Annotated in this window: 23 protein-coding genes; 9 read left to right on the top strand and 14 right to left on the bottom strand. The window is 62.0% G+C overall.

The annotated features are described in order from the left end of the window. The first annotated feature begins 14 nt into the window (after positions 1-14). Both ACQ4WS_RS00385 and ACQ4WS_RS00380 read left to right on the top strand, forming a co-directional pair. Positions 15-290: a hypothetical protein gene (locus ACQ4WS_RS00385; protein WP_436472647.1), complete on the top strand. Its 276-nt coding sequence runs from the start codon at positions 15-17 to the stop codon at positions 288-290. 104 nt (positions 291-394) lie between these two features. Next, positions 395-1,093: an aspartate/glutamate racemase family protein gene (locus tag ACQ4WS_RS00380; protein WP_436472645.1), complete on the top strand. Its 699-nt coding sequence runs from the start codon at positions 395-397 to the stop codon at positions 1,091-1,093. A gap of 16 nt (positions 1,094-1,109) precedes the next feature. On the opposite strand, the gene ACQ4WS_RS00375 is transcribed toward ACQ4WS_RS00380, so the two are convergent. The 6 genes from ACQ4WS_RS00375 to ACQ4WS_RS00350 form a co-directional block, all read right to left on the bottom strand. Further along, on the bottom strand, positions 1,110-1,949 hold the full coding sequence (locus ACQ4WS_RS00375) for a DUF3037 domain-containing protein (RefSeq protein ID WP_436472643.1): 840 nt from the start codon (positions 1,947-1,949) through the stop codon (positions 1,110-1,112). Next, positions 1,946-2,686 carry a HipA family kinase gene (locus ACQ4WS_RS00370; RefSeq protein ID WP_436472641.1) on the bottom strand — a complete coding sequence of 247 codons (741 nt, stop codon included), beginning with the start codon at positions 2,684-2,686 and terminating at the stop codon, positions 1,946-1,948. Before ACQ4WS_RS00370 ends, ACQ4WS_RS00375 begins: the two co-directional genes overlap by 4 nt. 166 nt (positions 2,687-2,852) lie before the next feature. Beyond that, positions 2,853-4,070, bottom strand: coding sequence for an MFS transporter (locus ACQ4WS_RS00365; RefSeq protein WP_289947978.1), 1,218 nt, complete (start codon positions 4,068-4,070; stop codon positions 2,853-2,855). A 363-nt stretch (positions 4,071-4,433) separates the two neighbouring features. After that, entirely contained in the window at positions 4,434-4,907 is a 474-nt protein-coding gene (locus tag ACQ4WS_RS00360) for a DUF6328 family protein (RefSeq protein ID WP_436472639.1), read from the bottom strand. A 73-nt stretch (positions 4,908-4,980) separates the two neighbouring features. After that, entirely contained in the window at positions 4,981-5,709 is a 729-nt protein-coding gene (locus ACQ4WS_RS00355; protein ID WP_436472637.1) for a hypothetical protein, read from the bottom strand. Positions 5,710-5,818: 109 nt separating this feature from the next. Next, entirely contained in the window at positions 5,819-6,031 is a 213-nt protein-coding gene (locus tag ACQ4WS_RS00350; protein WP_034751103.1) for a hypothetical protein, read from the bottom strand. Positions 6,032-6,293: 262 nt separating this feature from the next. On the opposite strand from ACQ4WS_RS00350, the gene ACQ4WS_RS00345 reads away from it, so the two are divergent. Continuing rightward, the gene (locus ACQ4WS_RS00345; protein WP_436472634.1) at positions 6,294-6,713 is read left to right on the top strand and encodes a YidB family protein; all 420 of its coding nucleotides are present in this window, start codon (positions 6,294-6,296) and stop codon (positions 6,711-6,713) included. A gap of 167 nt (positions 6,714-6,880) precedes the next feature. Here the strand turns inward: ACQ4WS_RS00345 and ACQ4WS_RS00340 are convergent, their stop codons facing one another. From ACQ4WS_RS00340 to ACQ4WS_RS00330, 3 genes are all read right to left on the bottom strand, one after another. Beyond that, positions 6,881-7,978, bottom strand: coding sequence for a LacI family DNA-binding transcriptional regulator (locus tag ACQ4WS_RS00340; RefSeq protein ID WP_436472632.1), 1,098 nt, complete (start codon positions 7,976-7,978; stop codon positions 6,881-6,883). A gap of 166 nt (positions 7,979-8,144) precedes the next feature. Beyond that, positions 8,145-8,417, bottom strand: a complete 273-nt coding sequence (locus ACQ4WS_RS00335; RefSeq protein WP_436472630.1) for a hypothetical protein — start codon at positions 8,415-8,417, stop codon at positions 8,145-8,147. A 9-nt stretch (positions 8,418-8,426) separates the two neighbouring features. Further along, positions 8,427-8,927, bottom strand: a complete 501-nt coding sequence (locus ACQ4WS_RS00330; protein WP_436472628.1) for a hypothetical protein — start codon at positions 8,925-8,927, stop codon at positions 8,427-8,429. 300 nt (positions 8,928-9,227) lie between these two features. On the opposite strand from ACQ4WS_RS00330, the gene ACQ4WS_RS00325 reads away from it, so the two are divergent. The 5 genes from ACQ4WS_RS00325 to ACQ4WS_RS00305 all read left to right on the top strand — a co-directional run bounded on the left by ACQ4WS_RS00325 (position 9,228) and on the right by ACQ4WS_RS00305 (position 13,775). After that, positions 9,228-10,478: an Hsp70 family protein gene (locus ACQ4WS_RS00325; RefSeq protein ID WP_436472626.1), complete on the top strand. Its 1,251-nt coding sequence runs from the start codon at positions 9,228-9,230 to the stop codon at positions 10,476-10,478. A gap of 84 nt (positions 10,479-10,562) precedes the next feature. After that, positions 10,563-11,192, top strand: a complete 630-nt coding sequence (locus ACQ4WS_RS00320; RefSeq protein WP_436472624.1) for a 3'-5' exonuclease — start codon at positions 10,563-10,565, stop codon at positions 11,190-11,192. A 176-nt stretch (positions 11,193-11,368) separates the two neighbouring features. Then, positions 11,369-12,757, top strand: coding sequence for a tetratricopeptide repeat protein (locus tag ACQ4WS_RS00315; protein ID WP_436472622.1), 1,389 nt, complete (start codon positions 11,369-11,371; stop codon positions 12,755-12,757). 101 nt (positions 12,758-12,858) lie between these two features. Continuing rightward, positions 12,859-13,335: a DUF4262 domain-containing protein gene (locus tag ACQ4WS_RS00310; protein WP_436472620.1), complete on the top strand. Its 477-nt coding sequence runs from the start codon at positions 12,859-12,861 to the stop codon at positions 13,333-13,335. Beyond that, positions 13,332-13,775 (top strand): DUF6386 family protein, encoded by a 444-nt coding sequence (locus tag ACQ4WS_RS00305; RefSeq protein ID WP_436472618.1) that lies wholly within the window; start codon positions 13,332-13,334, stop codon positions 13,773-13,775. Before ACQ4WS_RS00310 ends, ACQ4WS_RS00305 begins: the two co-directional genes overlap by 4 nt. A gap of 29 nt (positions 13,776-13,804) precedes the next feature. Here ACQ4WS_RS00305 and ACQ4WS_RS00300 read toward each other — a convergent pair whose 3' ends face one another. Further along, on the bottom strand, positions 13,805-15,592 hold the full coding sequence (locus ACQ4WS_RS00300) for a GGDEF domain-containing protein (protein WP_436473152.1): 1,788 nt from the start codon (positions 15,590-15,592) through the stop codon (positions 13,805-13,807). 413 nt (positions 15,593-16,005) lie between these two features. On the opposite strand from ACQ4WS_RS00300, the gene ACQ4WS_RS00295 reads away from it, so the two are divergent. Continuing rightward, positions 16,006-18,201 carry a prolyl oligopeptidase family serine peptidase gene (locus ACQ4WS_RS00295; RefSeq protein ID WP_436472617.1) on the top strand — a complete coding sequence of 732 codons (2,196 nt, stop codon included), beginning with the start codon at positions 16,006-16,008 and terminating at the stop codon, positions 18,199-18,201. A gap of 15 nt (positions 18,202-18,216) precedes the next feature. On the opposite strand, the gene ACQ4WS_RS00290 is transcribed toward ACQ4WS_RS00295, so the two are convergent. From ACQ4WS_RS00290 to ACQ4WS_RS00275, 4 genes are read right to left on the bottom strand one after another with little or no spacing between them, the layout of a single operon-like run. Next, positions 18,217-19,137, bottom strand: a complete 921-nt coding sequence (locus ACQ4WS_RS00290; protein ID WP_436472615.1) for an STM4011 family radical SAM protein — start codon at positions 19,135-19,137, stop codon at positions 18,217-18,219. Beyond that, a complete protein-coding gene (locus tag ACQ4WS_RS00285) occupies positions 19,131-20,510 on the bottom strand; it encodes an STM4012 family radical SAM protein (RefSeq protein ID WP_436472613.1) in 1,380 nt (459 codons plus the stop codon). Before ACQ4WS_RS00285 ends, ACQ4WS_RS00290 begins: the two co-directional genes overlap by 7 nt. Then, positions 20,507-21,355 carry an STM4013/SEN3800 family hydrolase gene (locus ACQ4WS_RS00280; RefSeq protein ID WP_436472612.1) on the bottom strand — a complete coding sequence of 283 codons (849 nt, stop codon included), beginning with the start codon at positions 21,353-21,355 and terminating at the stop codon, positions 20,507-20,509. Before ACQ4WS_RS00280 ends, ACQ4WS_RS00285 begins: the two co-directional genes overlap by 4 nt. Continuing rightward, on the bottom strand, positions 21,348-22,436 hold the full coding sequence (locus tag ACQ4WS_RS00275) for an STM4014 family protein (RefSeq protein WP_436472610.1): 1,089 nt from the start codon (positions 22,434-22,436) through the stop codon (positions 21,348-21,350). Before ACQ4WS_RS00275 ends, ACQ4WS_RS00280 begins: the two co-directional genes overlap by 8 nt. Between the last annotated feature and the right edge of the window lies 1 nt (position 22,437).

The following is a 22,437-nucleotide window of genomic DNA, read 5'->3' as shown; positions in this document are numbered from 1 at the left end:
GGGAGTGCGGCATAGTGCTCGATTACTTCAATTCCGCCAACGACTGCTTTGAACGCTGCAGTCTGGAGAATGTTGACGAGGTGTGGTGCAGCTATGCATCGCTGCAAGGCCTGCTGGCAGAGCTGTTTCTTAGTGCCTACGAGGATGAGGTGGATGATGTCGCGCTGTGCGCCTGCGCCAGCCTGTTCGGCTTTCATTCAATACAGCGCTTGCTGGCGGAGGCGGCCAACGCCGGAGTCGGCTACAAGCAATGGCGTGCAGGATTTGGCGCGAGCTGCATGGACCACTAAGGGAACCGGCGCACACTAGTTGCCATGCTGCCTGCGTGCATCTCTGCCGCAAAATATATATGCATGAACATGTAATTTTAACAAATATTCTCTACAGGATAAACGTGCAACACAAAACGATAGGTTTACTTGGCGGCATCGGCTGGGCTTCCACACTGGAATATTACCGCCTGCTCAATGAAATGCTGGTGGCGCGCATCGGCCCCGCGCATAGCGCGCGCATCATGCTGGTCAGCATGGACCAAGCCGATTTCGTTGCGCACGCGGCGCAAGCCGATTCCCGCGCCATCGAACAATTCCTGGTCACGCAAGGGCAGCGCCTGCAAGGCATGGGTGCGGATTTCTTCCTGCTGTGCGCGAATGGCGCGCACCGCTTCGCGCCGGCCGTCGTGCCGCGCATCGGCTTGCCTTTTATCAGTATCGTCGAGGAAACGGCAAAGCGGGTGCAGCAGTCAGGCGTGCGCAAGGTCGGCTTGCTGGGCGTCAAGCAGACGATGGCGGGCTGTTTCTATCATGATGCGCTGGAGCAGCTGGGTATTGCTACGGTGACGCCCGATGCGGCCGACCAGGAAATCCTCCACGACATCATCTATACGGAACTGGTGCAGAATATCTTTACCGACGCCAGCCGGAACATCTTCCTGGACATCATCGAGAAACTGCGGCGGCAAGGCGTGCAGGGCGTGATTTTGGGTTGTACAGAAATACCGCTGCTGGTCAAGCCCGGCGATATCGACTTGCCGCTATTTAGTACCACGGCCATTCACTGCGAGGCGGCGGTGGCGTTTGCCCTTGAGGAGTAGGACATCTGTCTTATAGTCAGCCTCTATCAGTAGCGAACTTGAGAATCTGACGCTCATCGTCTGCAGCTACTACCTGTACATTTTCAGCAAGCAAGTCTTGCCTGATCTCTTGGAATGCATGATAAGGCTTGGTGTTGGCTGCCGGTTGAGTGACCGGGAACAGTACTTTCGGGGGCAGTGCATTGCGTTTGCGTAAGCGCCGTACTTTATCGACCCATTGACCGCCATGTGTGAGGATTTTGGTGCTATCGCCTTGGGCAAGGTACAGCGGTTTGATCACTCGTTCAGCTTTGCCTTCCACCATGTCGACAAAGGGAAAGTTTACGGCGAAATCTTCCGTACCAACCTTTTCACGTTGATATCGAGCTCCGACTTGCGCGTTGAAGAGGAGTTTGCGGACATTGTTTTCCAATAAACGCTCTTGATATTCTTTGGTTACAAAGTTGCGTTCGACATAATGGTCAAATAGTTGCAGAAGTTTGGCCTTTGGATCCTCCGCCAGGACGACGCGTTGATCGGCAAACTGCAGCATCGCTTCTCGTGGACGAACCACTTCAGCAAACAGATTTCTTGCGAGTACTATATTGGGCTGTGTTTTTCTTCCATCCAATGCCAGCCGACGAAGCTCGAGAGCGAAGCGATCCATCTCTTCTTTAAAAAGTTGGCGGCCATCCAAGTAGATTTGACGGTCAAGCTGATGAAAGAATTGCGTGATACGGCCATACCGCTTCAGTATACGGAAGCCGAAGAAGCGCGCTTCGGGCGCGATCAGCGCAATACCGACGTTGGCAAACTCTCCGGTTTCCACAAACGGGCGAAATCGTAAAAGAGCATATTGGCAGGCGAACTTGTTCATGGGGTATTCCAAAAATCTTCTTGGCTGCAACGCTGCAGGCAGGTCTCGATTTCATCCCACGTCACGTCTGCTGGTACGCCATCATCAACAAACCACCAAGAGTCGGGTATGATAGCACGGATGCCTGCCAATCTTGGCAAAATTGCCTCTAACTTGCTTGCGTAGTGCTCGCGTTGAAGATGGTCGCTAAAAATGTCGTTCCACCTGCTTGCAAACACATGCGTTTTCAGGAAGTTGCTCGAATTGAAGTGCCGATCAAAGGCCTGGTTATGATCGATCACGACCAATTCTGAGTTCTGCATGTCCCAAAGCAAGTTAGGGTTGCCGCCACGTTCGGTTAAATGACGATCTTCGTTATGCAACCACCAGTCGAAAACCAGAACATCGCTTGCCAGTTGATCCGGAACAAGGTCTCGTGTGATCGCTGTCAGCTCTTGAGGATGTGGAAGTTCTCTCGAGGCAAAGACTATCCCGCTACCGAGTTGGCTGATATTGGGAAATGCATTCGCCTCGATGAGTTCCTCAGCCACTTCTGCCAACGCATATTCTGCGATGGGGAGGCCGAATTCTGTCGCCAGCTGCGCCGAGACCCACTCACAAATCTGGCTGCGTCGACCAGCCCCCTTGCCTTTTATAAAGTAAATCGCTCCGTCGTCGCCGCGGCAAATAAATGGTTCTGTTATGCCTTGCTGCGCCCGCCCGAGGACTTCGTCAATGAAGATGGTTGCTGCATTCACAGACGACAGCTTTCAGATTTGTACCTGGCGATGATTGCTTTGTTCATGGCTTGCACGCTTCATCATGTAAAGGGTCGGATACGCAGGAATTGCGAGATCCGCTCCCTATTCATGATATAGGAAATGATAACGATACAAATATAATTATCCTACCTATGCGACCGCATCAAGCCGGCTGCGCGCCGCCTACATTGCGGCTGCGGTTTTCCACCAGCACGGAAATGCCCAGCACGACGATGCCGCCGCAGGCCAGCATGGCGCCGACCCAGCCGGTCGAGCGCAAGCCCATGCCCATGGCGATGGCGATGCCGCCGGCCCAGGCGCCCAGGGCGTTGGCGATGTTGAAGGCGGAATGGTTGAGGGCGGCGGCCACGGTTTGCGCGTCGCCGGCCACGTCCATCAAACGCGTCTGCACGGCGGGGGCGACGGCGATGCCGGCGCCGATGGCGAACAGGTTGATCGCCGTCAGCCAGACATTGCTGCTGGTATAAGTAAACGCGGCCAGGGCGGCCACGTTCCACAGCAGCACGCCAAAGATGGTCCACAGGCGCGAGCGGTCGGCCAGCCAGCCGCCGATCAGATTTCCCACCGTCATGCCGACGCCGATAATGGCCAGCAAGATGGAAATGACCAGGGGCGACACTTTCGTAATTTCCAGCAAGGTTGGCGTGATGAAGGTGTAGACGGCGAACATGCCGCCGAAGCCGATCGCCACCATCAGCAGGGTCAGCCACACTTGCAGGCGGCGGAAGACGCCCAGTTCGCGGCGCGGGCTCGAATCGCCGGCGGCCACCATGGGCACGAAGATGCGCACCATCAGCATGGTCAGCAGGCCCAGCGCGGCGACCAGCAAAAAGGCCGAGCGCCAGCCCAGGGTCTGGCCAATGTACGTGGCCAGCGGCACGCCGAAGATATTCGCCACGGTCAAGCCCATCAGGACACGGGCCACGGCCTGGCCCCGCTTGTCCGGTTCGGCCAGGGCGGCCGCCACCAAGGCGGCCACGCCAAAATACGCGCCATGGGGGATGCCGGCCACGAAGCGGGCCACCACCAGCAAGCCATAATTGGGCGCGATGGCGCTGAGCAAGTTGCCGCCTGCGAACATCAGCATCAGACAGATCAGCATCAACCGGCGCGGCATGCGCGCCAGGAAGATGGTGATCAGGGGCGCGCCGACGACCACGCCCAGCGCGTAGGCGCTGATCATGTGGCTCATCTGCGGCAAGGTCGTGCCCAGGTCGTCGGCCACCACGGGCAGGATGCTCATGGAGGCGAATTCGCCCGTGCCGATGGCGAGGCCGCCAAGGGCCAGGGCCAGGTCGGCATAGCCAGCGCCAAAAGGCGCGGTGACGCGCGGAATCAGGGGATCTACGGATGCGTGCATGTTCTTGTGATTTGGGTAAGGAATGACAGGGTGAAGAGGCGTGCTGTGGCTCAGCCGCAGTGGCAGCAATGGGCTACCGGATGCGAAGTGAAGAAAGGCAAGGCGGAGTAGCAGCCCCGGCATTTCGGGCCAGAAGAGCTGCCCACAGACAACATTGTAAAAGATTCGGGCAAGTTCTGCCGGGAGGCAGGCAAACCATGCTGCACCGCAATGACAGCGCTTGCGCTTGTTGTTAACGATAACACGGAATGCGCCAGATTTCACCGCGGGCAATCGGGGAATGCGCGGCTGTGGCGGAATTGGTTCTTGCCTGCCGTTCAATATCCGCCAGAAAGCGAGCGAGCCGCTGGCGGGTCCGGCCGTCTAGATTTTCCTGGCGTGCTTCAAGTGCAAGGGCAACCACCACCACATGCAGATGATGAGTGCCCCCATCAGCACGCAGGCGATGATGCCGGCGATGTGGCCGAAGACTTCCGACATCACCAGGTTGGTGCCTAAAATAAACGCCAGTGCCAGGGAAAAGGCGCCGCACATCATGATGCGGTCAGCCACGCGCTTGAAGCGTTCGCGGTCTTGCAGGGGCCGCATCACGCGGTGCTGGATGGCTGGCGCGCTAAGCAGCACCAGGCTGGTCATGGAAAGGAAAAATGTCAGCAGGAAGACGACTTTTTCCGCCTGCACGATCTTCGCGAAGCCACCGTTGAAAGGCAGGATGATGAGGAAGGCCGTCAGCATCTGCGCACCCGGCAAGAGGATGCGCAATTCGCTGAGCAGGTCGGACAAGTCGCCTTGGTCGCCTTGCTGATCATTTTCATCCTGGTGTAGCGCTGGTGGCATGAGACTGTCCTCGTGATGGTGATGCGGCCAGTCTACCCGGCAGTGCCTTGCCTGACTGTGGGCGGGCGCACCTTCAGAAGCATTGCATGCGGCGCCCGGGCAGGCGCGCGGCGTATTCGCGCAGCCGCCACAGGGGCGTCGAGACGATGGCCGTGGCGCTGTGCGAGGCGTCGTGGCCACAATGGCCGCAGCTGTGGCGCCGGTGCGGCGTCAGCGCGAAGCTGTCCAGGTCCAGGTGCGGGTGCCCGCAGCGGGTGCAGTCGCTGCAAGCGAGCGGGGCGCCAGCCTGCAAGGCGGCGGCGAGCGCTTGCGCGGCGGGTGGCGTGATATTCAGTTGCACTATGTCGCGAGGAAACAGGCCGGGCAGGGCGCGGCAGTCGATGGCCAGCGCGGCCGCATCGCGCGCCAGCAGGGCGCCGCCGTCGTCGGCGCGGGCGCGCAGTTGCAGCAAGCCGTTGGGGCCCAGGCGCAAGGTGGTGGCGTGGAATTGCATGGGGTCGAACAGCGCCGGATACAGCACATAGCCCATGGGGCTGGCGTGCTGGCGGCAACGCATCTGCTGTGTTGCATGCCAGTCGGCCAGGTCGGCTTGGGTGCCCCAGTAGCATTGGTGCGTGCGGCACCAGTGGCGCGCCGCGCCGTTGCGAAATTTTCCAGCGGGCAGCAGATTGCACAGGACGATGGCGTCTGTTCCCGCACCGGCGCGAAAGTGGCCCGTGATGCGGGATGTGGTGACGGCAAGGTGGCCCATGCTCGCTTGCAAAGGCCAGCAGATGCCGGGCAGGGTCAGCGGCGTGGTCAATGGTGCATCCGCGCGGCTATCGGCTTGCCAGCCGATAGTGGGCCGGCATGAAAAAACCCGCCGATTGGGGCGGGCTGTGCTGACGCGGATGTCAAAGGCATGGCCCGGTCTATTCTTCCGTATCGGCCAGGGTGACGATGGCGCGCGCCCACTTCGAGTATTTCAGGTTCGCCAGGTCGCGCACGGTCTTGATATTGAACGCCTGCTTGAGCAGCTCTGCATCTTTCTCGCTCACGCCTTGCAGCGCGTCGACGGGGGCATCAGCGATTTCCTTGAACGTCTTTTTTTCGTAAGCCTTGTCTACCGCTTTATTGATGTTCATGTGTTGATACTCCTCAGTAAGTAGGAAAATTAATTTTACACGTTTTTGTGAAGCGTCAATTTACGCTTGCAAGTTGTGCTGAACTAAATATGATGGAGGTGGGCCGTGCTACGGCCGGGTCTGTTTTTGAATCGCTCGTTAAATTGTAAATATGGCATTTAAATTATATATAGTATAATTGTTGTGTGCGTCGGAGACTATGCGCCGACCTTACCGGACGCCGCTGTACGCGGCACTAATTGACAGCGTTCAGGAGAATACGATGAGTTTGCTAGACCAACTTGCAGGACAGGCGATGAGCGCTTTGGGCAACAAGGGTGCGGATGGGGAAGCGCCATCGGGATTGATGGCCAGTGTGATGGACCTGGTCAACCAGCATGGTGGCTTGCCCGGCCTGCTGCAGAAATTCCAGGAAAGTGGTCTGGGCGACCAGGTGGCTAGCTGGATCGGCACCGGCGCCAATGCGCCCGTCTCCGGCGACCAGATCAAGGATGCGCTGGGCGCCGACACGATCAGCCAGATCGCTGAAAAAGCGGGCGTCGCCCCGGATGCGGCTTCGGGCGGCCTGGCAGCCTTGCTGCCGCAGCTGATCGACAAGCTGACGCCGAACGGCCAAGTGCCAGAAGGCAATGACCTCGTCAGCCAGGGTTTGAATATGCTCAAGGGTAAGATCTTCGGTTGATACAGCCGATGCAGCAACAAAAAACCTCGCAGCGATGCGAGGTTTTTTTATGTGCAAGGTTTCTGGGTGATCAGTGTTAACGTCTGAAAAACGCCTGTGGCTAGGCGCCGCCACGAAGACAGTACGAATGTACGGCAAGGGGCCGGCAACAACGCCACAGGCGTTTTTCAGGCTGCGGCCATCATGCCGAAACGCTGGGGCTCGGCAGTCAGCCGCGCCGTACTACCCTCGACCAGATAGGAACAATAGCGGCGCCGCTCGGCGCTGCCGCCGCGCCGTTCCATCAGTTCGCCCAGCATGACGACGGCATCGGTGGCCATCTTTTGCACGGGCTGGCGCAGGGTGGTGATGTCGTAGCTGAGCCAGCCGGACGCTTCCAGCGCGTCGAAGCCGGCCACCGACATCTGCAGCGGCACCTGGATGCCCATCTGGTGGCGCGCCGTGTCCAGGCAGCCGATGGCCATGATGTCGTTGCCGCAAATGACAGCGTCCGGCACGCGGCCCAGGCGGTCGATGACCTTGCGCAAGCCGCGTCCGCCGCTGGCGTAATCGTAGTTGCCGCTGACGACGATGGGCGCGGGCAAGCCCAGCGTGAACAGGCGGTCGAGCATGCCGGACTTGCGTTCCTGCGCGACGGCCGAGTCGCCGGGACCGTCGATGATGGCAAACTGGCGGTGCCCGGCCTCGGCCAGGCGGGAGACGAGCAGGCGCGCCGCTTCGCCCTGGTCGCACAGCACGGCATGCACGGCGTGCTCGCGCGGGCTGCGGTTGAACAGCACCAGCGGCACGTCGCGCCGGCCGAATTCGGCCATCTGCTCGTCCGACAGGCAGGCGGCCACGATGGCGCCATCGACCTGGTATTGCCACACATCGCCCAAGACCTTGCCGATGTCTGCTTCGCGCTCCAGGGTAAACAGCAATAAACGCTTGCCCTGGCGGGCGATTTGCTGGCTCAGGTCGGACAACACTTGCGGATAATACAGATTGGCCAGGTTGGAAATGATGACAGCCACCAGGTTCGAGCGTCGCGTGATCAGGCTGCGCGCGGCAGCGTTGGGGATGTAATCGAGGCTGATAGCCGCCTGCATGACCTTGGCGTGGGTGGCGGGCGAGATGCTGGCGCCGGGCTTGAAGCAGCGCGACACGGCCGATTGCGACACGCCGGCCAACAGGGCCACGTCATACGAGGTCACGCGCCGTCCGGCACCGGGTACGGGGCGGGTGGCGGTGCTGGGCGCCCGGATGACAGTATTCTTTTTTCGCATATTGGTTTGGTAAGCAATCTGTCTCAAAGTATTCCTGCAGGCCCAGGCCGCTTGTGGCGGCCTGGGCGGGAAAAATGAGCATAGCGAAAATATTTCCATGTGGCAAGACTGTTTTCTTATTCATGTTGCAAATAATTTGATTTAATGGCAAGTGGCAGCTTGCGCCTCAATCGGGGCTGTCGCAGGGGCCACTGCCATAGGGGCTGATGCGTCCCGGCGGGTCCACGCGGTTCGCGCTGAAATCGCTGGCCAGGGTCGGTAAACGCAATGCCGCCGTGGCGCTCGCTTCCGTGCCGCTGACCGTGCCCCGCACCGTCAGGACCACGTCCACCCAGGAACCGACGTTGCGCGGATAGCTGACGGTCAGGGGAATGTCCGGGTCGAGCAGGCCATTGCCGGCGCTGTCGGAGACGAACACGGTAAAGTCCTTTTGCAGCACGCTGCTCGACTATTCGCGCAGCAGGCTGCCCGTGCCCAGCTTGATCGACAGCGCTTGCCGCGCCACCGTTAGGCGCACGAGGGCCGTGGCCGCCGCTTGCGGTGCGCCCTCGATGCGGGCCTGCATCAGTACGCCGTCGCGGCCGCTGTCGGCCGGTCCCGCCACGTACACGGCGCGCGCCAGGCCGTCGCTGCCTGTCAACACCCGCCCGGCCTGCCGCAGGTAGCCGCCGCTGGGTTCGCTCAAGATGGAAAACAGCACGGGCGCGTTCTTGAACAGGTTGTTGAGTGGGCCATCGCGCACCACGGCGCCGATGGTGCTGATACTGGTGCTGGCGTTGTCGGACGAGGCCGTCGAAGTGCTCGTATTGGCGCGCAGCACAGCCAGCTTGCTGGCGCCGCTCAAGGGCGCGACGAATTCCAGCCGCGTCTGCGCCGTGGGCCCACCGGCCACGGCGGCCGTGAGGGTGGCCACGCCAGCGTTGGCCGGCTGTACATAGCTGCGTGGCAAGTTCAGTGCTGGAAAGACCAGGTTGACGGCGCTGGCCAGGCTGGCCGGCTCGGGAGGGCGCGACGGGCGGAACCACGGGGGGCGTCATCGGCGGCGTGACAGGAGGCGTCAGGGGCGGCACGCTGGGTCTCCGGGAACTGGCCGAGTTGCTCGGCATCAATTGCCCAAGAGTAGCTTTTGCGGGCGGCCAGCACTTGTTGCAAAGCAAGCTTGTGTTGTTGACCCCGTCGAACCGTTTTTGCTGGTGCAATGGCCTGCCTTCTGATAACATAACGCCCCTTTATTCAGGGAAGGGTCGACATGGCCAATGCTTGCGGTGTCGATTTCGGCACGTCAAATTCCACGGTAGGCTGGGCACGTCCCGGGCAGAGCACCATGCTCGGCCTGGAAGATGGCAAGACGACCTTACCGTCCGTCGTCTTCTTCAATGCGGAAGACGAGGAAGTCAGTTTTGGCCGCGCGGCGCTGGCCGGCTATCTGGCCGGTTACGAGGGGCGTTTGATGCGCTCGCTGAAAAGTTTGCTGGGCACTAGCCTCATCGATGGCCAGACGGAAGTGGGTGGCCGCGCCTTGCCATTTCGCATGTTGCTGGCGCAATTCATTGGCGAAGTGAAGCGCCGCGCCGAGCAGTCCGCCGGCCGCGAATTCTCGTCCGCCGTGTTCGGCCGTCCCGTCTTCTTTATCGATGACAATGCCCAAGCGGACCAGCTGGCGCAAGATACCCTGGCCGAGGTGGCCCGCTCCGTGGGCTTCAAGGACGTCGCCTTCCAGTTCGAGCCGATTGCCGCCGCGTTCGATTACGAGTCGCAGATCGACAAGGAAGAGCTGGTGCTGATCGCCGACATCGGCGGCGGTACTTCCGACTTTTCGCTGGTGCGCCTGTCGCCGGAACGGGCGAAAAAAGCCGAGCGGCGCGAGGACATCCTCGCCACCGGCGGCGTGCACATCGGTGGCACGGACTTCGATAAATACCTGAGCCTGTCTTCCGTCATGCCCTTGCTCGGCTACGGCAGCCGCCTGCACAACAATAGCGAAGTGCCGTCCAGCTATTATTTCAACCTGGCGACCTGGCACACGATCAATCTGGCGTACACGAAGAAGATCTGGGTGCAGCTGGCCGACGTGTGCCGCGATGCGCGTGAGCAAGACAAGATGGGGCGTCTGCAAAAGCTGATCGACGAGCGCGCCGGCCACTGGCTGGCCATGAAAGTGGAAGAGGGCAAGATCGCCCTGTCCGACGCGGCCGAAGTGCAGCTGGAGCTGGACCGCCTGTCGCCCGCGCAAAGCCTGTTGCTGAAACGTACGCAATTCGATGAGGCCATCGGCCACCTGTGCGGTTCGGTGGAGGAAACCGTGCTGCGCCTGCTGCGCGACGCGGGCGTGGCGCCGCAAGCCGTCGACACCGTGTTCTTCACGGGCGGCTCCAGTGGCGTGCGCTTGCTGCGCGAAAAGATCGCCGCCCTGGTGCCGGCCGCGCGCAAGGTCGAAGGCGATTTGTTCGGCAGTATTGGTGCGGGATTGGCGCTGGACGCCGTGCGCAAATTTGCTTGATAAAATGCGCATGGCGGCGTGGCCGCGTCTTGCCCTGCGCATTTTATCGATACACCCTACGTCGCACCCACGAAAGAGCGCCCCATGAATGTGTTTGACAAACCGATCGTCATGATCGACTTCGAGACGACCGGATTGTCGCCTGACATGGGCGACCGCATCACGGAAGTGGCGGCGCTGCGCATCGAGGGCGGGCGGATCACGGACCGCTATGTGACCCTGATCAACTGCAATGCCCGCATTCCCTCGTTCATCACGGGCTTGACGGGCATCACGCAAGCCATGGTGGACAAGGCGCCGCCCGTGGCCGAGGTGGTGCCGCAGTTACTGGACTTCATCGGTAGCGATGCCCTGTCGGCGCACAATGCCAGCTTCGATGAAAAATTCCTGCGCGCGGAAAGTGCCAGGCTGAACCTGACGCCCGCGCACCAGTCGCTCGTGTGTTCCCTGAAACTGTCGCGCCGCGTGTTTCCCGGCATGGCCAGCTACAAGCTGGGCTTGCTGTCGAGCCAGCTGGGCATCGCCTTCAAGAGCGCTGCCCACAGGGCCGAATCCGATGCGGAAGTGGCGGCGCAAGTGCTGATCCATATCGGCCGCCATTTGCGCAGCAGCTATGGCATCGCCGATGTCGACGCGGACTTGCTGATGTCGCTGAACAAACTGGCAGCCGCGAAAGTGCCGCAATTCCTGCAAAAGCATCCGTCACGCCGCTGATCTGCGCTTCCTCTCTAAGCGGGCTCATCAAAACGATGTAATTTTGTTATTTCGTTTGAGCCTGCTCAAGTCCTTTCCCCGCATCGAATTTAAAATTTAAGCAACACACAATTTCGCCGCCCTGGGCCGCCGTTTTGCGCGTGCTGCCGGCAAGCGCAATGTGGATGGGGGCGCACATGGACAAGCACCATACTGCCAGAGACAACCACCAGGCGTATGTCTGGTTCCGCACGGCTGCCGAGCAGGGCAATGCCTACGCCCAGTTCAACCTGGGCTTGATGTACAAGAAGGGCGAAGGCGTGGCGCAGGACGATGCGCGCGCCTTTGTCTGGCTGCGCCTGGCCGCGCTGCAAGGGCTGGCTTATGCGCAGAACCACCTGGGCGCCCTGTATTACCATGGCCGCGGCGTGGCGCAGAGCGACGAGGATGCGGTGCTGTGGTTTCGCCGCGCGGCCGCGCAGGGCGATGCCTCGGCCCAGCAAAACCTGGGGCAGATGTACCGCAAGGGACGCGGTGTGCTGCAGAGCGACGAGCTGGCCCTGGCGTGGTTTTACCGCGCCTCCGAACAGGGTGTGGCCAGCGCGCAATCCATGCTGGGTGTAGCCTATGCGCAAGGGCTGGGCGCGAAAAAGAACGATGCGCTGGCCCTGGCCTGGTTCCGCAAGGCAGCCTTGCAGGGGGATGCGCAGGCGCAGCTGAACCTGGGACTCGTCTACAAGCGGGGCCAGGGCGTGGTGCAGAGCGATGCGCAGGCGCTGGCCTGGTTCCGTCAGGCCGCCGCCCAGGGCCTGGCCTTGGCGCAGCGGCAACTCGGCGTGGCGTATGCGCAAGGCCTGGGCGTGGCGTCCGACCAGTTGCGCGCCTATGCCTGGCTGCAGCGGGCGGCCGAGCAGGATGACGCCGACGCCCAGTTCAACCTGGGCTTGATGCTGGCGCGCGGCCAGGGCGTGGACAAGGACGATGCGCGCGCCGTCGTCTGGTACCGGCGTGCCGCCACGCAAGGCCATTGCATGGCGCAATACAATCTGGGGGGCATGTTTGCGGGCGGGCGCGGCGTTGCGCGCGACTTGCACCAGGCGCTGGAATGGTACGCCAGGGCGGCGGACCAGGGCGCGTCGAATGCGCAGTTCAACCTGGGCGTGATGTATGCCAATGGCCAGGGCGTGGAACGCGACGAGGTGCGCGCCGTGCGCTGGTACCACACGGCTGCCGAACAGGGCGATGCCAGCGCGCAGAACAACTTGGGCGTCATGTATGCGAACGGCCATGGCGTGGCGCAAGACGATGGCCTGGCCGTGCAATGGTACGGGCGCGCAGCCGGCCAGGGCCATGCACTGGCGCAGTACAACCTGGGTGGCATGTACAACAGCGGGCGCGGCGTGAAGAAAGATACCGTCTGCGGCTACATGTGGCTGGTGCTGGCGGCCGAGGGCGGCGATAGCGGGGTGGCCAGGGCGCGGGAAGAGGCTGCCGCCAGGCTGGAGCCGGCTCAGCTGCAAGAGGCGCAGCAGCGCATGCGGCAATGGCGCCAGGTGCGCTTGCCGCCGCAGCCCCTGCGCGACTGAAGCGCCGGCACCGTGCGCACATGGACGCGCGCTGCATGCGATAATTGCCGGCAAGCATGTCGCGAAGGCGGCGCGGTTTTGGGCACAGTGAAAGGTAGACTATGGTAAGGCAGGCAGGCGAGGATGCATCCGAGCAAAAAGTCATCGACGACATCGCCACGCATGGATGGCATGGCGTGCATATCAGTGCGGATGAAGAAGGTCCCGGTTATGCCTTCACGATAGGTGCCTGCCACAGCTTCGGCCAGCCTGAATTTCTCATCATGGGCTTGCCGCGCGCCATGGCCCACCAGATACTTGACGTGGCGCTGGATGCCGCGCGCAGCGGCGCCATCACGGATTTCACGGCCACCACGGATGTCTTGCTGGAAGGCCATCAGTGCGCCTTCGTGCGCGTGCCCGTCGCGCAATACCGCAACTACGTCGGCTATGCGCGCTGGTATTACCAGGGCGATGATTTTACCTTGTACCAGATCGTCTGGCCGTCGCGCGATGGCCATTTTCCGTGGCAGGCGCAAGCCAGTGCGCAGTACGTGGAGAGCCAGCCCTTGCTGGGACCGGCGCCGCTGGCCGCATGACGGCAGGCACGTTCGTCACCATTGTGACCGGCACGGCCACCGTGTGCGTGTTTGACCCGGCCCTCTTGCGCCACAAGCTGGACAATGACTGCGACTGGTGGAGTCTTCGCAGTGCGGAACTGGCTGCCGTGAACGCGGGGCAGGTGGCGTTTTTCAACGTGGGCGGCGACGGTGCGTATGACCTCACCTTGCACGCCGAACTTGCCGAGCCGCATGTGGTCGTGCATCTGGCCGTGGTCTCGGGCCGCGTCTTCATCGGCGCCGGGGAAGACGTCACGGGCGGTGGACTTGAGCCGGACACGGCATACGGGGGCCTGTTCGTGGACGTGCCCGCAGGCAGCTACCGCGTGCAGGCGCGCCGCGATGGCGCGCGCATCAGCCTGGCATTCGTGCCCGCTTCGCGTAGCAGCAATGCGTTTGACGACCTCGTGCGCATCTGATCCCTGTTTCGCTTCTGACTCAGCCCTGGCTACGCATCCATGCGCGCCACGCCCGCGCCTTGCCGCCGGTCCAGGAACAGGCTGTTGCCGTGTATTTTCTTCGCCTGCTTCTTTGCTTCCGCCGCCTGCGTGGCGATCTGATGGTGCGTGTAGTACTGGTGCGCTTCGACCTTGATGACGCCCAACGATAAGCTGATCAATGAATAAAACACTTTCTTGCCTTGCCGGTCTTCGCTGATGTAGCCGCCCCGTTCGCAGTCGCCCGTGCTGTAGTAGGCGAGGATGGCGGCCGCGAAGTCGTCCAGCATGGCCTGGCAGCGCGTTTCCCAGTCTTCGCTCTGGAACAAAATCATGAAATCGTCGCCGCCGATGTGGCCGATGAAGTCGCGGTTCGGGTCGCAATGGCCGCTGAGGATTTCTCCCGTCAGCTGAATCACGTCGTCACCCTTGCGGTAGCCGTACACATCATTGAAAGGCTTGAAGTGGTCGAGGTCGCAATAGCAGACCCAGAAGCGGCTGCCGCTGTGCAATAAACGGTCGATATGTTCGTTGATGGGCACGTTGCCGGGCAGTTGCGTCAGCGGGTTGGCATAGCGGGCCGCATTGATCTGCATCTGCGTGATTTCGCGCATCAGGTCGTGGCCCGTGCCCATGCCCAGGTAGCGGCCGTGTTCGGTAATGATGAAGCCGTTGAACAGGTGGTGGGCATCGGACTGCACCATGGTGTAGCTGAGTTCCTGCAAGCTCGTCTCATGGTCGGCAATCAGGGGCGTGGCATCCATGAACAGGCTGCATGATTTCTTGCCATACAGCTCACGCTGGTAGGGGCGGGCGAAGTGGTCGATCATTTCGAAGCGGCTGATCAGGCCCAGCGGCACGCCGTCGTCGACGACGGGGATGATCATCAGCTTCGGGTCCTTGAGGAAGATATCGTACACCTCGTTATTGTTGAGTTGCGGCGAGACGGCCGCCACGCGGTGCAGCAGCTTGCGGATGCTGGCGCCGTTCTTTTCCAGGTTGCTGCGCTGCGGATACACGGCCACGCCGTTGCGTCCCAGCGCCTGCACCACTTCGGCCGGCAGGGCGCGCGCCGGCACCGCATTGGGCCGGCCCAGGTGATAGCCTTGTCCGAAGGCCACACCCAGGTCGCGCAAGACCAGCAATTCCGTCTGCGCCTCGATGCCTTCGGCGATCACCAGAGTGCCCGATTTCTCCGCGATTTCCTGGATCGAGCGCACGAACTGCAGTTTCACGGGGTCGTTATTGATGCCCTGGATGAAATGCATGTCGATTTTCACGTATTCCGGGCGCAATTCCGACCACAGGCGCAGGCTGGAAAAGCCTTCGCCCAGGTCGTCGATGGCGATCTGGAAACCCATGTTGCGGTAATGTAGCACCGCTTCGCGCATCAGTTCGTAATCGTAGGTGGGCTGGTTTTCCGTCAGCTCGATGATGACACGGTCCGGATTGATGCCGATATGTTCGATGTATTCCAGGGTTTCGCCATGCCGCGCATTGCGCAGCAGCAGGCATTCGGGGCTGACGTTGAGAAACAGCTTGCCCGGCAACTGCAGTTCGGCAAAGCGCTCGAGCACCACTTGCCGGCACAGGTGCTCCACTTCCAGGGTCAGGTCATGCGCGCGCGCCACCTTGAACAGATTCATCGGCGCGTGCAGGGGGCTGTCGGATGGCCCCCGTATCAAGCCTTCGTAGCCGATGATGTCGCCGCTGTGCATGTGGATGATCGGTTGAAACAGCGCGCTGAGCTTGCGACCCGCCAGGATATCGTGCAAGGCATCCGTCCCTTCGATGCTCATGGTGGCCGATGGCGGCTTCAGGTAAGCCACATTCGATGGCGTCGGGCCGGGCGGCGCGGCGGTGGCGGTAGGGAGGGCGAGAGTGTGCATAGGTGGATGTGGCGGCACGGCCTCTGGACGGGCCATGAACATGTTGCCGATAGTAAAGAAGATTTATGACGGCTTGATGAAACGACTTTGCTTTTGATAATGTTTCTTGCATGAACGTCAGTTTGCCGATTCCGGCGAAAGCGATATTTATCATGGCGATTCACGTTTGTTGTCCAAATAAAAGACGGCAAATCCATCAGATAACTGTGCTTTAAAAGTGGCAATCCGCGCTATGATTTCTCTTGGCGAAAGTCAACATGGGCAGCCGCAGCGTGTGTGAGCGGCCTGCTTTCCTCGACATCCAACAATGAGACAAACAACCCATGCAATTACGTAGTGCAACCCTCATATTCAGCTTGCTGGCCGCCTTCGGTGGCAATGCCATGGCGCAAAGCGCCACGACGCCATCGTGCCCGGCCGGCGACGGCGCTGCCGTGACGTATCCGCTCAGCAAAAAAGTCGACCAGCAAGACAGCTATTTCGGCACCACCATTGCCGATCCGTACCGCTGGCTGGAAGACGCCAACAGCGCGGAAACGGGCGAGTGGGTGACGGCGCAAAACAAACTGACGCAGTCGTACCTGGGCACCATCCCCGAGCGCGCCGCGATCAAGCAGCGCCTGACCAAGCTGTGGAACTATGAGCGTTTCTCTACGCCAACGAAGCAGGGCGGCCGTTACTTCTACAGCCGCAATGACGGCTTGCAGAACCAGGCCGTGCTGTACACGGTGAAGAAACTGACGGACGAGCCGCGCCTGCTGCTCGATCCGAATACCCTGTCCACGGATGGCACGGTGGCACTGGCCGGCACGTCGATCAGCCCGAACGGCAAGTACCTGGCGTATGCCACGTCCGCTTCCGGCTCCGACTGGAACGAGTGGAAAGTGCGCGACATCGAATCGGGCAAGGATTTGACGGACCACATCAAGTGGGCCAAGTTCTCGGGCGCCTCGTGGACCAAGGACAACACCGGTTTCTTCTACAGCCGTTATGACGCGCCGAACGAAGCGACCAAGCTGGCCGATATCAATTACTTCCAGAAATTGTATTTCCACAAAATCGGCACGCCGCAAAGCGACGACGTGCTGGTCTTCGACCGTCCCGACCAGAAGGAATGGGCGTTTGGCGGCAGCACCGTCAGCGACGACGGCAATTATTTGATCATCACGGCCACGCAAGGCACGGAACGCAAGAACCGCGTGTTTTACAAGGACTTGCGCCAGAAGAATGCCAAGGTGGTGGGCTTGCTGGAAGCGTTCGACGCTTCCTACTCGTTCATCGACAATGACGGCCCCGTGTTCTTCTTCAAGACGGATAACAAGGCGCCGAAATCGCGCGTGATCGCCATCGATACGCGCAAACCTGCGCCCGCCGACTGGAAGGAAATCGTGCCGCAAAGCGCGGAAACCCTCGTTGCCGTCAACCTGATCAACAACCAGCTGGTGCTCGACTACTTGAAAGATGCACAAACGCAAATCAAGATCGTCGACCTGAACGGCAAGCTGGTGCGCGAAGTAGCCTTGCCGGGCATCGGTTCGGCCGGTGGTTTTGCGGGCAAGCGTGGCGACACGGAAACGTTTTACTCGTTTACCAGTTTTACGACGCCAGCGACCATCTACCGCTACGACATGAAGTCGGGCAAGAGCAGCGTGTACCGTCAGCCGAAGGTCGACTTCGACCCGAACGCCTTTGAAACGCGCCAGCAATTCTTCACCAGCCGCGATGGCACCAAGGTGCCGATGTTCATCGTCTCGAAAAAAGGCATGAAGCTCGATGGCACGAATCCGACCTATCTGTACGGTTATGGCGGCTTCAATGTTTCGCTCACGCCTAGCTTCTCCGTGGCCAATCTTGCCTGGGTGGAAATGGGCGGCGTCTACGTGATGGCCAACCTGCGCGGCGGCGGCGAGTACGGCGAAGCCTGGCACCAGGCTGGTACCAAGCTGAACAAGCAAAACGTGTTTGACGATTTCATTGGCGCGGCGCAGTGGTTGGTGGACAACAAGGTCACCTCGCCTTCGAAACTGGCGATCGGCGGCGGCAGCAATGGCGGCCTGCTGGTGGGCGCGGCCATGACGCAGCGTCCCGACCTGTTCGCCGCAGCGATTCCGCAAGTGGGCGTGCTCGACATGTTGCGCTTCCACAAGTTCACCGTGGGCTGGGGCTGGGTACCTGACTATGGTTCGTCGGACGACGCCGAGCAGTTCAAGGCGCTGGTGAAATACTCGCCGCTGCACAACCTGAAGGCGGGCGGCTGCTATCCGGCCACCATGATCACCACGGCCGACCACGATGACCGCGTCGTGCCTGCCCACAGCTTCAAGTTCGCCGCCGCCGCCCAGGCAGCGCAAGGCGGCCCAGCGCCCGTGCTGATCCGCATCGACAGCAAGGCGGGCCATGGCGCCGGCAAGCCGACCACCAAGCAGATCGAAGAAGTGGCGGACCGCTGGGGCTTCCTCAGCCGTTCGCTGAAAATGGCGCCGGCAGTGGCGGAGCCGGCGAAGGTGGCGGCGCAGTAATCTCGCTGTAACCTTTTAACCCGAAGCAGAAACCGGGGTCGTATCCTCAGGGTACGACCCCGGTATTTGCATTGGGGTTATCCTCGCCAGCACCCCCTCCCCAAATACCGCCTGAAACGGCAAATCCTTGCGCTGCGCATAGCCGATGTAACAATCGCACTTGAAGCGCGGGCAGCGGCGTTCCTGCAGCAGGTCTTCCAGCTTATCCACATATAAATTCCCCAGCCGCTCGTGCACGAAATGGCAGCGCGCCAGTTCGCCATCGCCATCGACGGACAGCGACGCTTCGCCTGCCAGGCACGGTTTGCCGCGCGAGGGCGATGGGCGGCGGTTTTGCGCAAACCACGGGTCGATGGCGTCGAACCAGGCCAGGTCTTGCTCGCTGTAGTAGTGGGGGCCACGGCGGTCGTAGGCGTTCAGCCACAGGTAGACGTGCGCCGGCAGGGCCGCGCGCAGGGCGCGGATGGCGTCCAGGTGTTCGTTCATCGCCACCACGCCGACGGAATAGCGCACGCCCATGGCGTCCAGGCGCGCGCAGCGTGCGAGAAAACGCGCCAGTGTCGTCTGGTCCGGGTGGTAGGTGCACCACAGGCCGAGCTTTTCCAGTCCGTGCATGTTCTCCAGCCAGCCTAAGGGGCCGGACAGATTCGTTTGCAGCGCCACCTGGCGCACGTTGGGCAAAGCAGCCAGCGTTTGCATGGCCGCGCGGTAGTGGCGCCGCACCAGCGCTTCGCCCCAGGGCGTGAACAGGATGCTGATATTTCGCTTTTGTGCCGCTACCCAGCCGGTAAAACGCGTCACTTCGCGCGCATCGCGGGCCAGCGCGGCGCGGCTGTCGCGCTTCTTGGCAAACGGGCAGTAGCCGCAGGCGTAGTTGCAACTGGCCAGGGTGCCGCGGTACAGCAGGGACAAAGTGCCAGGTTCAGTTGTCAGCACGCCTGGCCGCCTTCGGCCATCAGCGCGCGCACCGTCTCGGAGGCCAGCCACGGGCCGATGGTGTCGGCATAGCTGTAGCCCCGGTCATTCAGGCGCAGCAGCGGGCCATTTTCTTGCACCAATTCCAGCGCGTGCAATTCGGCCAGCTGCGGCAAGTCTTCTTCGCAGTGGCTGCCGAAGCGCGCCGTGTAGGCGTCGCGGTCCAGGCCCGGTTCCGTCAGCAGCGACTGGATCACGTAGCGGCGGCGCTGTTCTGCACCATCCAGCACATAGCCATGTTCGGCCTGCGCGAAGCGCGCCTCGTCCAGTGCCAGATACTGTTCGATGATGTTGATGGTATCAAGGCGCGCCACCGCGTACTCGCTTGAATAATGGAGGTTGGCCGTGTAGGAGCGCGCGCCCGCGCCCAGTCCCACCATGCCATCGTTCTGGCAGCAGTAGGACGGGCCGGCATCGTCGGGCGCATGGGGGGCGCGGAACATGCGCATCGAGACCTGCTCATAGCCCTGGGCGCGCAAATGGTCGCGCGCGGCCGCGTACAGGGCCAGACGGCTGTCGCCGCCCTGCGCCAGCATGATGGGGTTGAGCGATTGCGCGCCCTGGCGGCGCGCCACCTTGCCAAGACCTGTCTGTTCGCGCACGTACAGCGGATACAGGTAGATTTCCTCGGGCCGGAAGGCCAGCGCGCTGTCGATGGAGGCCAGCAGGCTGGCCACGGTTTGCCCGGCGATGCCGTAGATCAGGTCCAGGTTCAGGGTAGGAAAGCCGGCGTCGCGTATCAGGCCGATGGCGTGATGGACGGTGGCGTTTTGCTGGGGCCGGGCCAGCGCACGCATTTCGCCGGCGGCAAAGCTCTGGATGCCCAGACTGACCCGGTCGATGCCGTGCGCGCGGCAGACGGCAAGGCGGTCCGCCGTGATGGTTTCGGGCGACGCTTCGATGCCGGCCGGTGTTTGTTGCAGGTCAATGCCGAGAATGTCGCGCGCGCCGCACAGCAGGGTGTCCAGCTGCGCCGGCGACAGATAGGTGGGCGTGCCGCCGCCCAGCGCGAAGCGGGCAAAGCGCCGTTCGCCCAGTGCGCCGGCCAGTGCGCGCATCTGCACCAGCACTTGCTGCACATAGCGCTCGACCATGTCGGCACCGGGGCGTGCCATGGCGAACAGGTTGCAAAAGCCGCAGCGCATCTCGCAAAACGGAATATGGATATACGCGAACAGGGCGGAGCGGTCTTGCCGCGCCCACAGGGGGGCCAGCAGCGCCGCCTGCGGCAAGGCGCGGTAGGCCGCCTTGTGCGGATACGAATAGGAATATGCCTGGTAGGGCGTGTGGCGCATGCGCTGCGCCAGGGTGCCAGGTTGTTCGGCTGGGTTCACGGTGGGGATTCCTTGGGAGGTGTATCGGTATCGGGGGCGATGAAGAAATGCGCGTACGGCACGTTCCATACGCTGTCGTGGGCCACCCTGTGGCCCCGGTAGCCGTCTTCGCCATACGCGCTACCGTGGTCCGAGCAGACGATGGCAAACGTGGGCGCGCGCGCGGCGCAGGCGGCAAACAATGGCGCCAGCGCGCCATCGACATAGCGCAGGGCCGCCGCATGGCTGTCCAGGTTATCGGCGCGGCAGCCAGGCAGGTAGGCGCGGTTCGGCGTATGCAGGGCGGCCACGTTGATGAACAAAAAGGTGCGCTGGGCGCCGTCTGCCAGACGGGCTATGGCCAGCGCCACCTGCTTTTGCGTCGAATGGCGGCTGGCCACGCCCATGCCGGCGCTCCAGTGGCTTTCCTGGAACAGCGACGGCAGCACCGTGCCCAAGGCGGTTTGCTTGTTGAAGAAGCCCACGCCGCCGATGCAGATGGTGCGGTAGCCGCGCGCAGCCAGCGCGGCGGGAAGGTCCGCTTCCTCGAAAGTGAAGGTATGCGGCGAGGTGGTCTCGCTGCCCGCGAAAGCGCTGGCGAACAGGCGCGGATGGCGTCCCGGCGCGGCCGGCGTGGGCAAGAATCCTGCGAAGAAGGCCTGGTGCGCCGCATACGTAAACGTGGCGGGCGAGTGGCGCCGTTCCCAGCCGCCCGGTGGTAAAAAACGTCCCAGCACGGGCAATTCACCCGCCTCATACAGGGCTTGCGCCACGTCAAAGCGCAGGGTGTCGAGGGTGAGGAAGACGATGTCGTGGCTGCCGACGATGGCGTGCATGTCGGGGATGGCGGGTGTGTCTTTAAACATGTGTCAGTTGCGCTGCGTAAGTGTCCGCGCCTTGCCATAACAAGCCGGGCAGCAGGTCGCCGAAGGCATTCGCTTCCAGCACATGGGCCTGGCCCTGGCGCACCACCAGGTCGTAGCCCGTGACGTGGCTCTTGGGGAAGGCGCGCGCGGCCTGGGTAGCAGTTGCTTCCAGCGCCGCCAGGTCGGCTGCGTTCAGGAGGCCAGATGCCTCGCCGCGCCGGTTGTCGAGATGCAGGTTCGTCATCATGTGCTGTCCGATGCGCGCCACCCGGTGCGCGGGCTGGCCCGCCAGTGTCACGACGCGCAGGTCGTAATGGCTGTCGCAGCAGCGCGGCTTGTTCAGCCATGCTTCCGCATACAGCTGTTGCGCGGCCAGCGCATCGACGAGGGCCGCGATGTCGGCGGGCGTCTCGTAGCGTGCCATGCGCTTGACGTTGAACAAACGCGTCTCGCCATCCGTCCGCGACAGGTTGGCCGAGGTGGTTGCTTGCTGGCGGCCGGTCTTGTTCCTGCGGTAGGCGACGACGCCGGACGCGGACGAGCCGTAGCGCGGTTTCAGGTACACGCGGTCGAGATCATGCTGGTGCAGCAGCGACTGCAGGTGCCCGTAGCTCTCCACGGGGCCCAGCAAGTCGGGTATGGGCACGCCGTGCGCGGCCAGGTGGCGCTGGCAAGCCAGCTTGTCCGTCATGCGGAGAATCTCGACCGGCGCATTGAAGACGCGTATTGCCGGTAACGCCGCCAGTTGCGTTGCCAGCGCTTGCATCGCGCTGGAAAAGCCCGCAAACCACGCATCCATCGCCAGCAGCTCGCCATGTGCGGGAGCGTCAGGCAGCGGGCGGTCCTGCAAACGGCAGCCCGCCTGCAGCAATGACAAATGGGCGGCAGGATCGTCGCCGGGCGGCTCGATCTTGAACAGGCAGGGTTGGCGCAATGCCTCCTCCAGTCGCGCCGGCTGCGCCAGCCAGTGGCGCCATTCCAGCACGTGCGCAGGCGGCAGGCGCAGTTGCGCGCGCGCCGCCTGCATCAGGCGCACGCGCTTGCTGCCGGCGGTGGCCAGCAGGGTGAGAGGCGTGGGCAAA

The organism is Janthinobacterium leeuwenhoeki, assembly GCF_051380795.1.
Classification (GTDB): Bacteria; Pseudomonadota; Gammaproteobacteria; order Burkholderiales; family Burkholderiaceae_D; genus Janthinobacterium.
The sequence above is the reverse complement of the archived record's forward strand: the minus strand, read 5'-3'. Positions and strand labels throughout refer to the sequence as shown.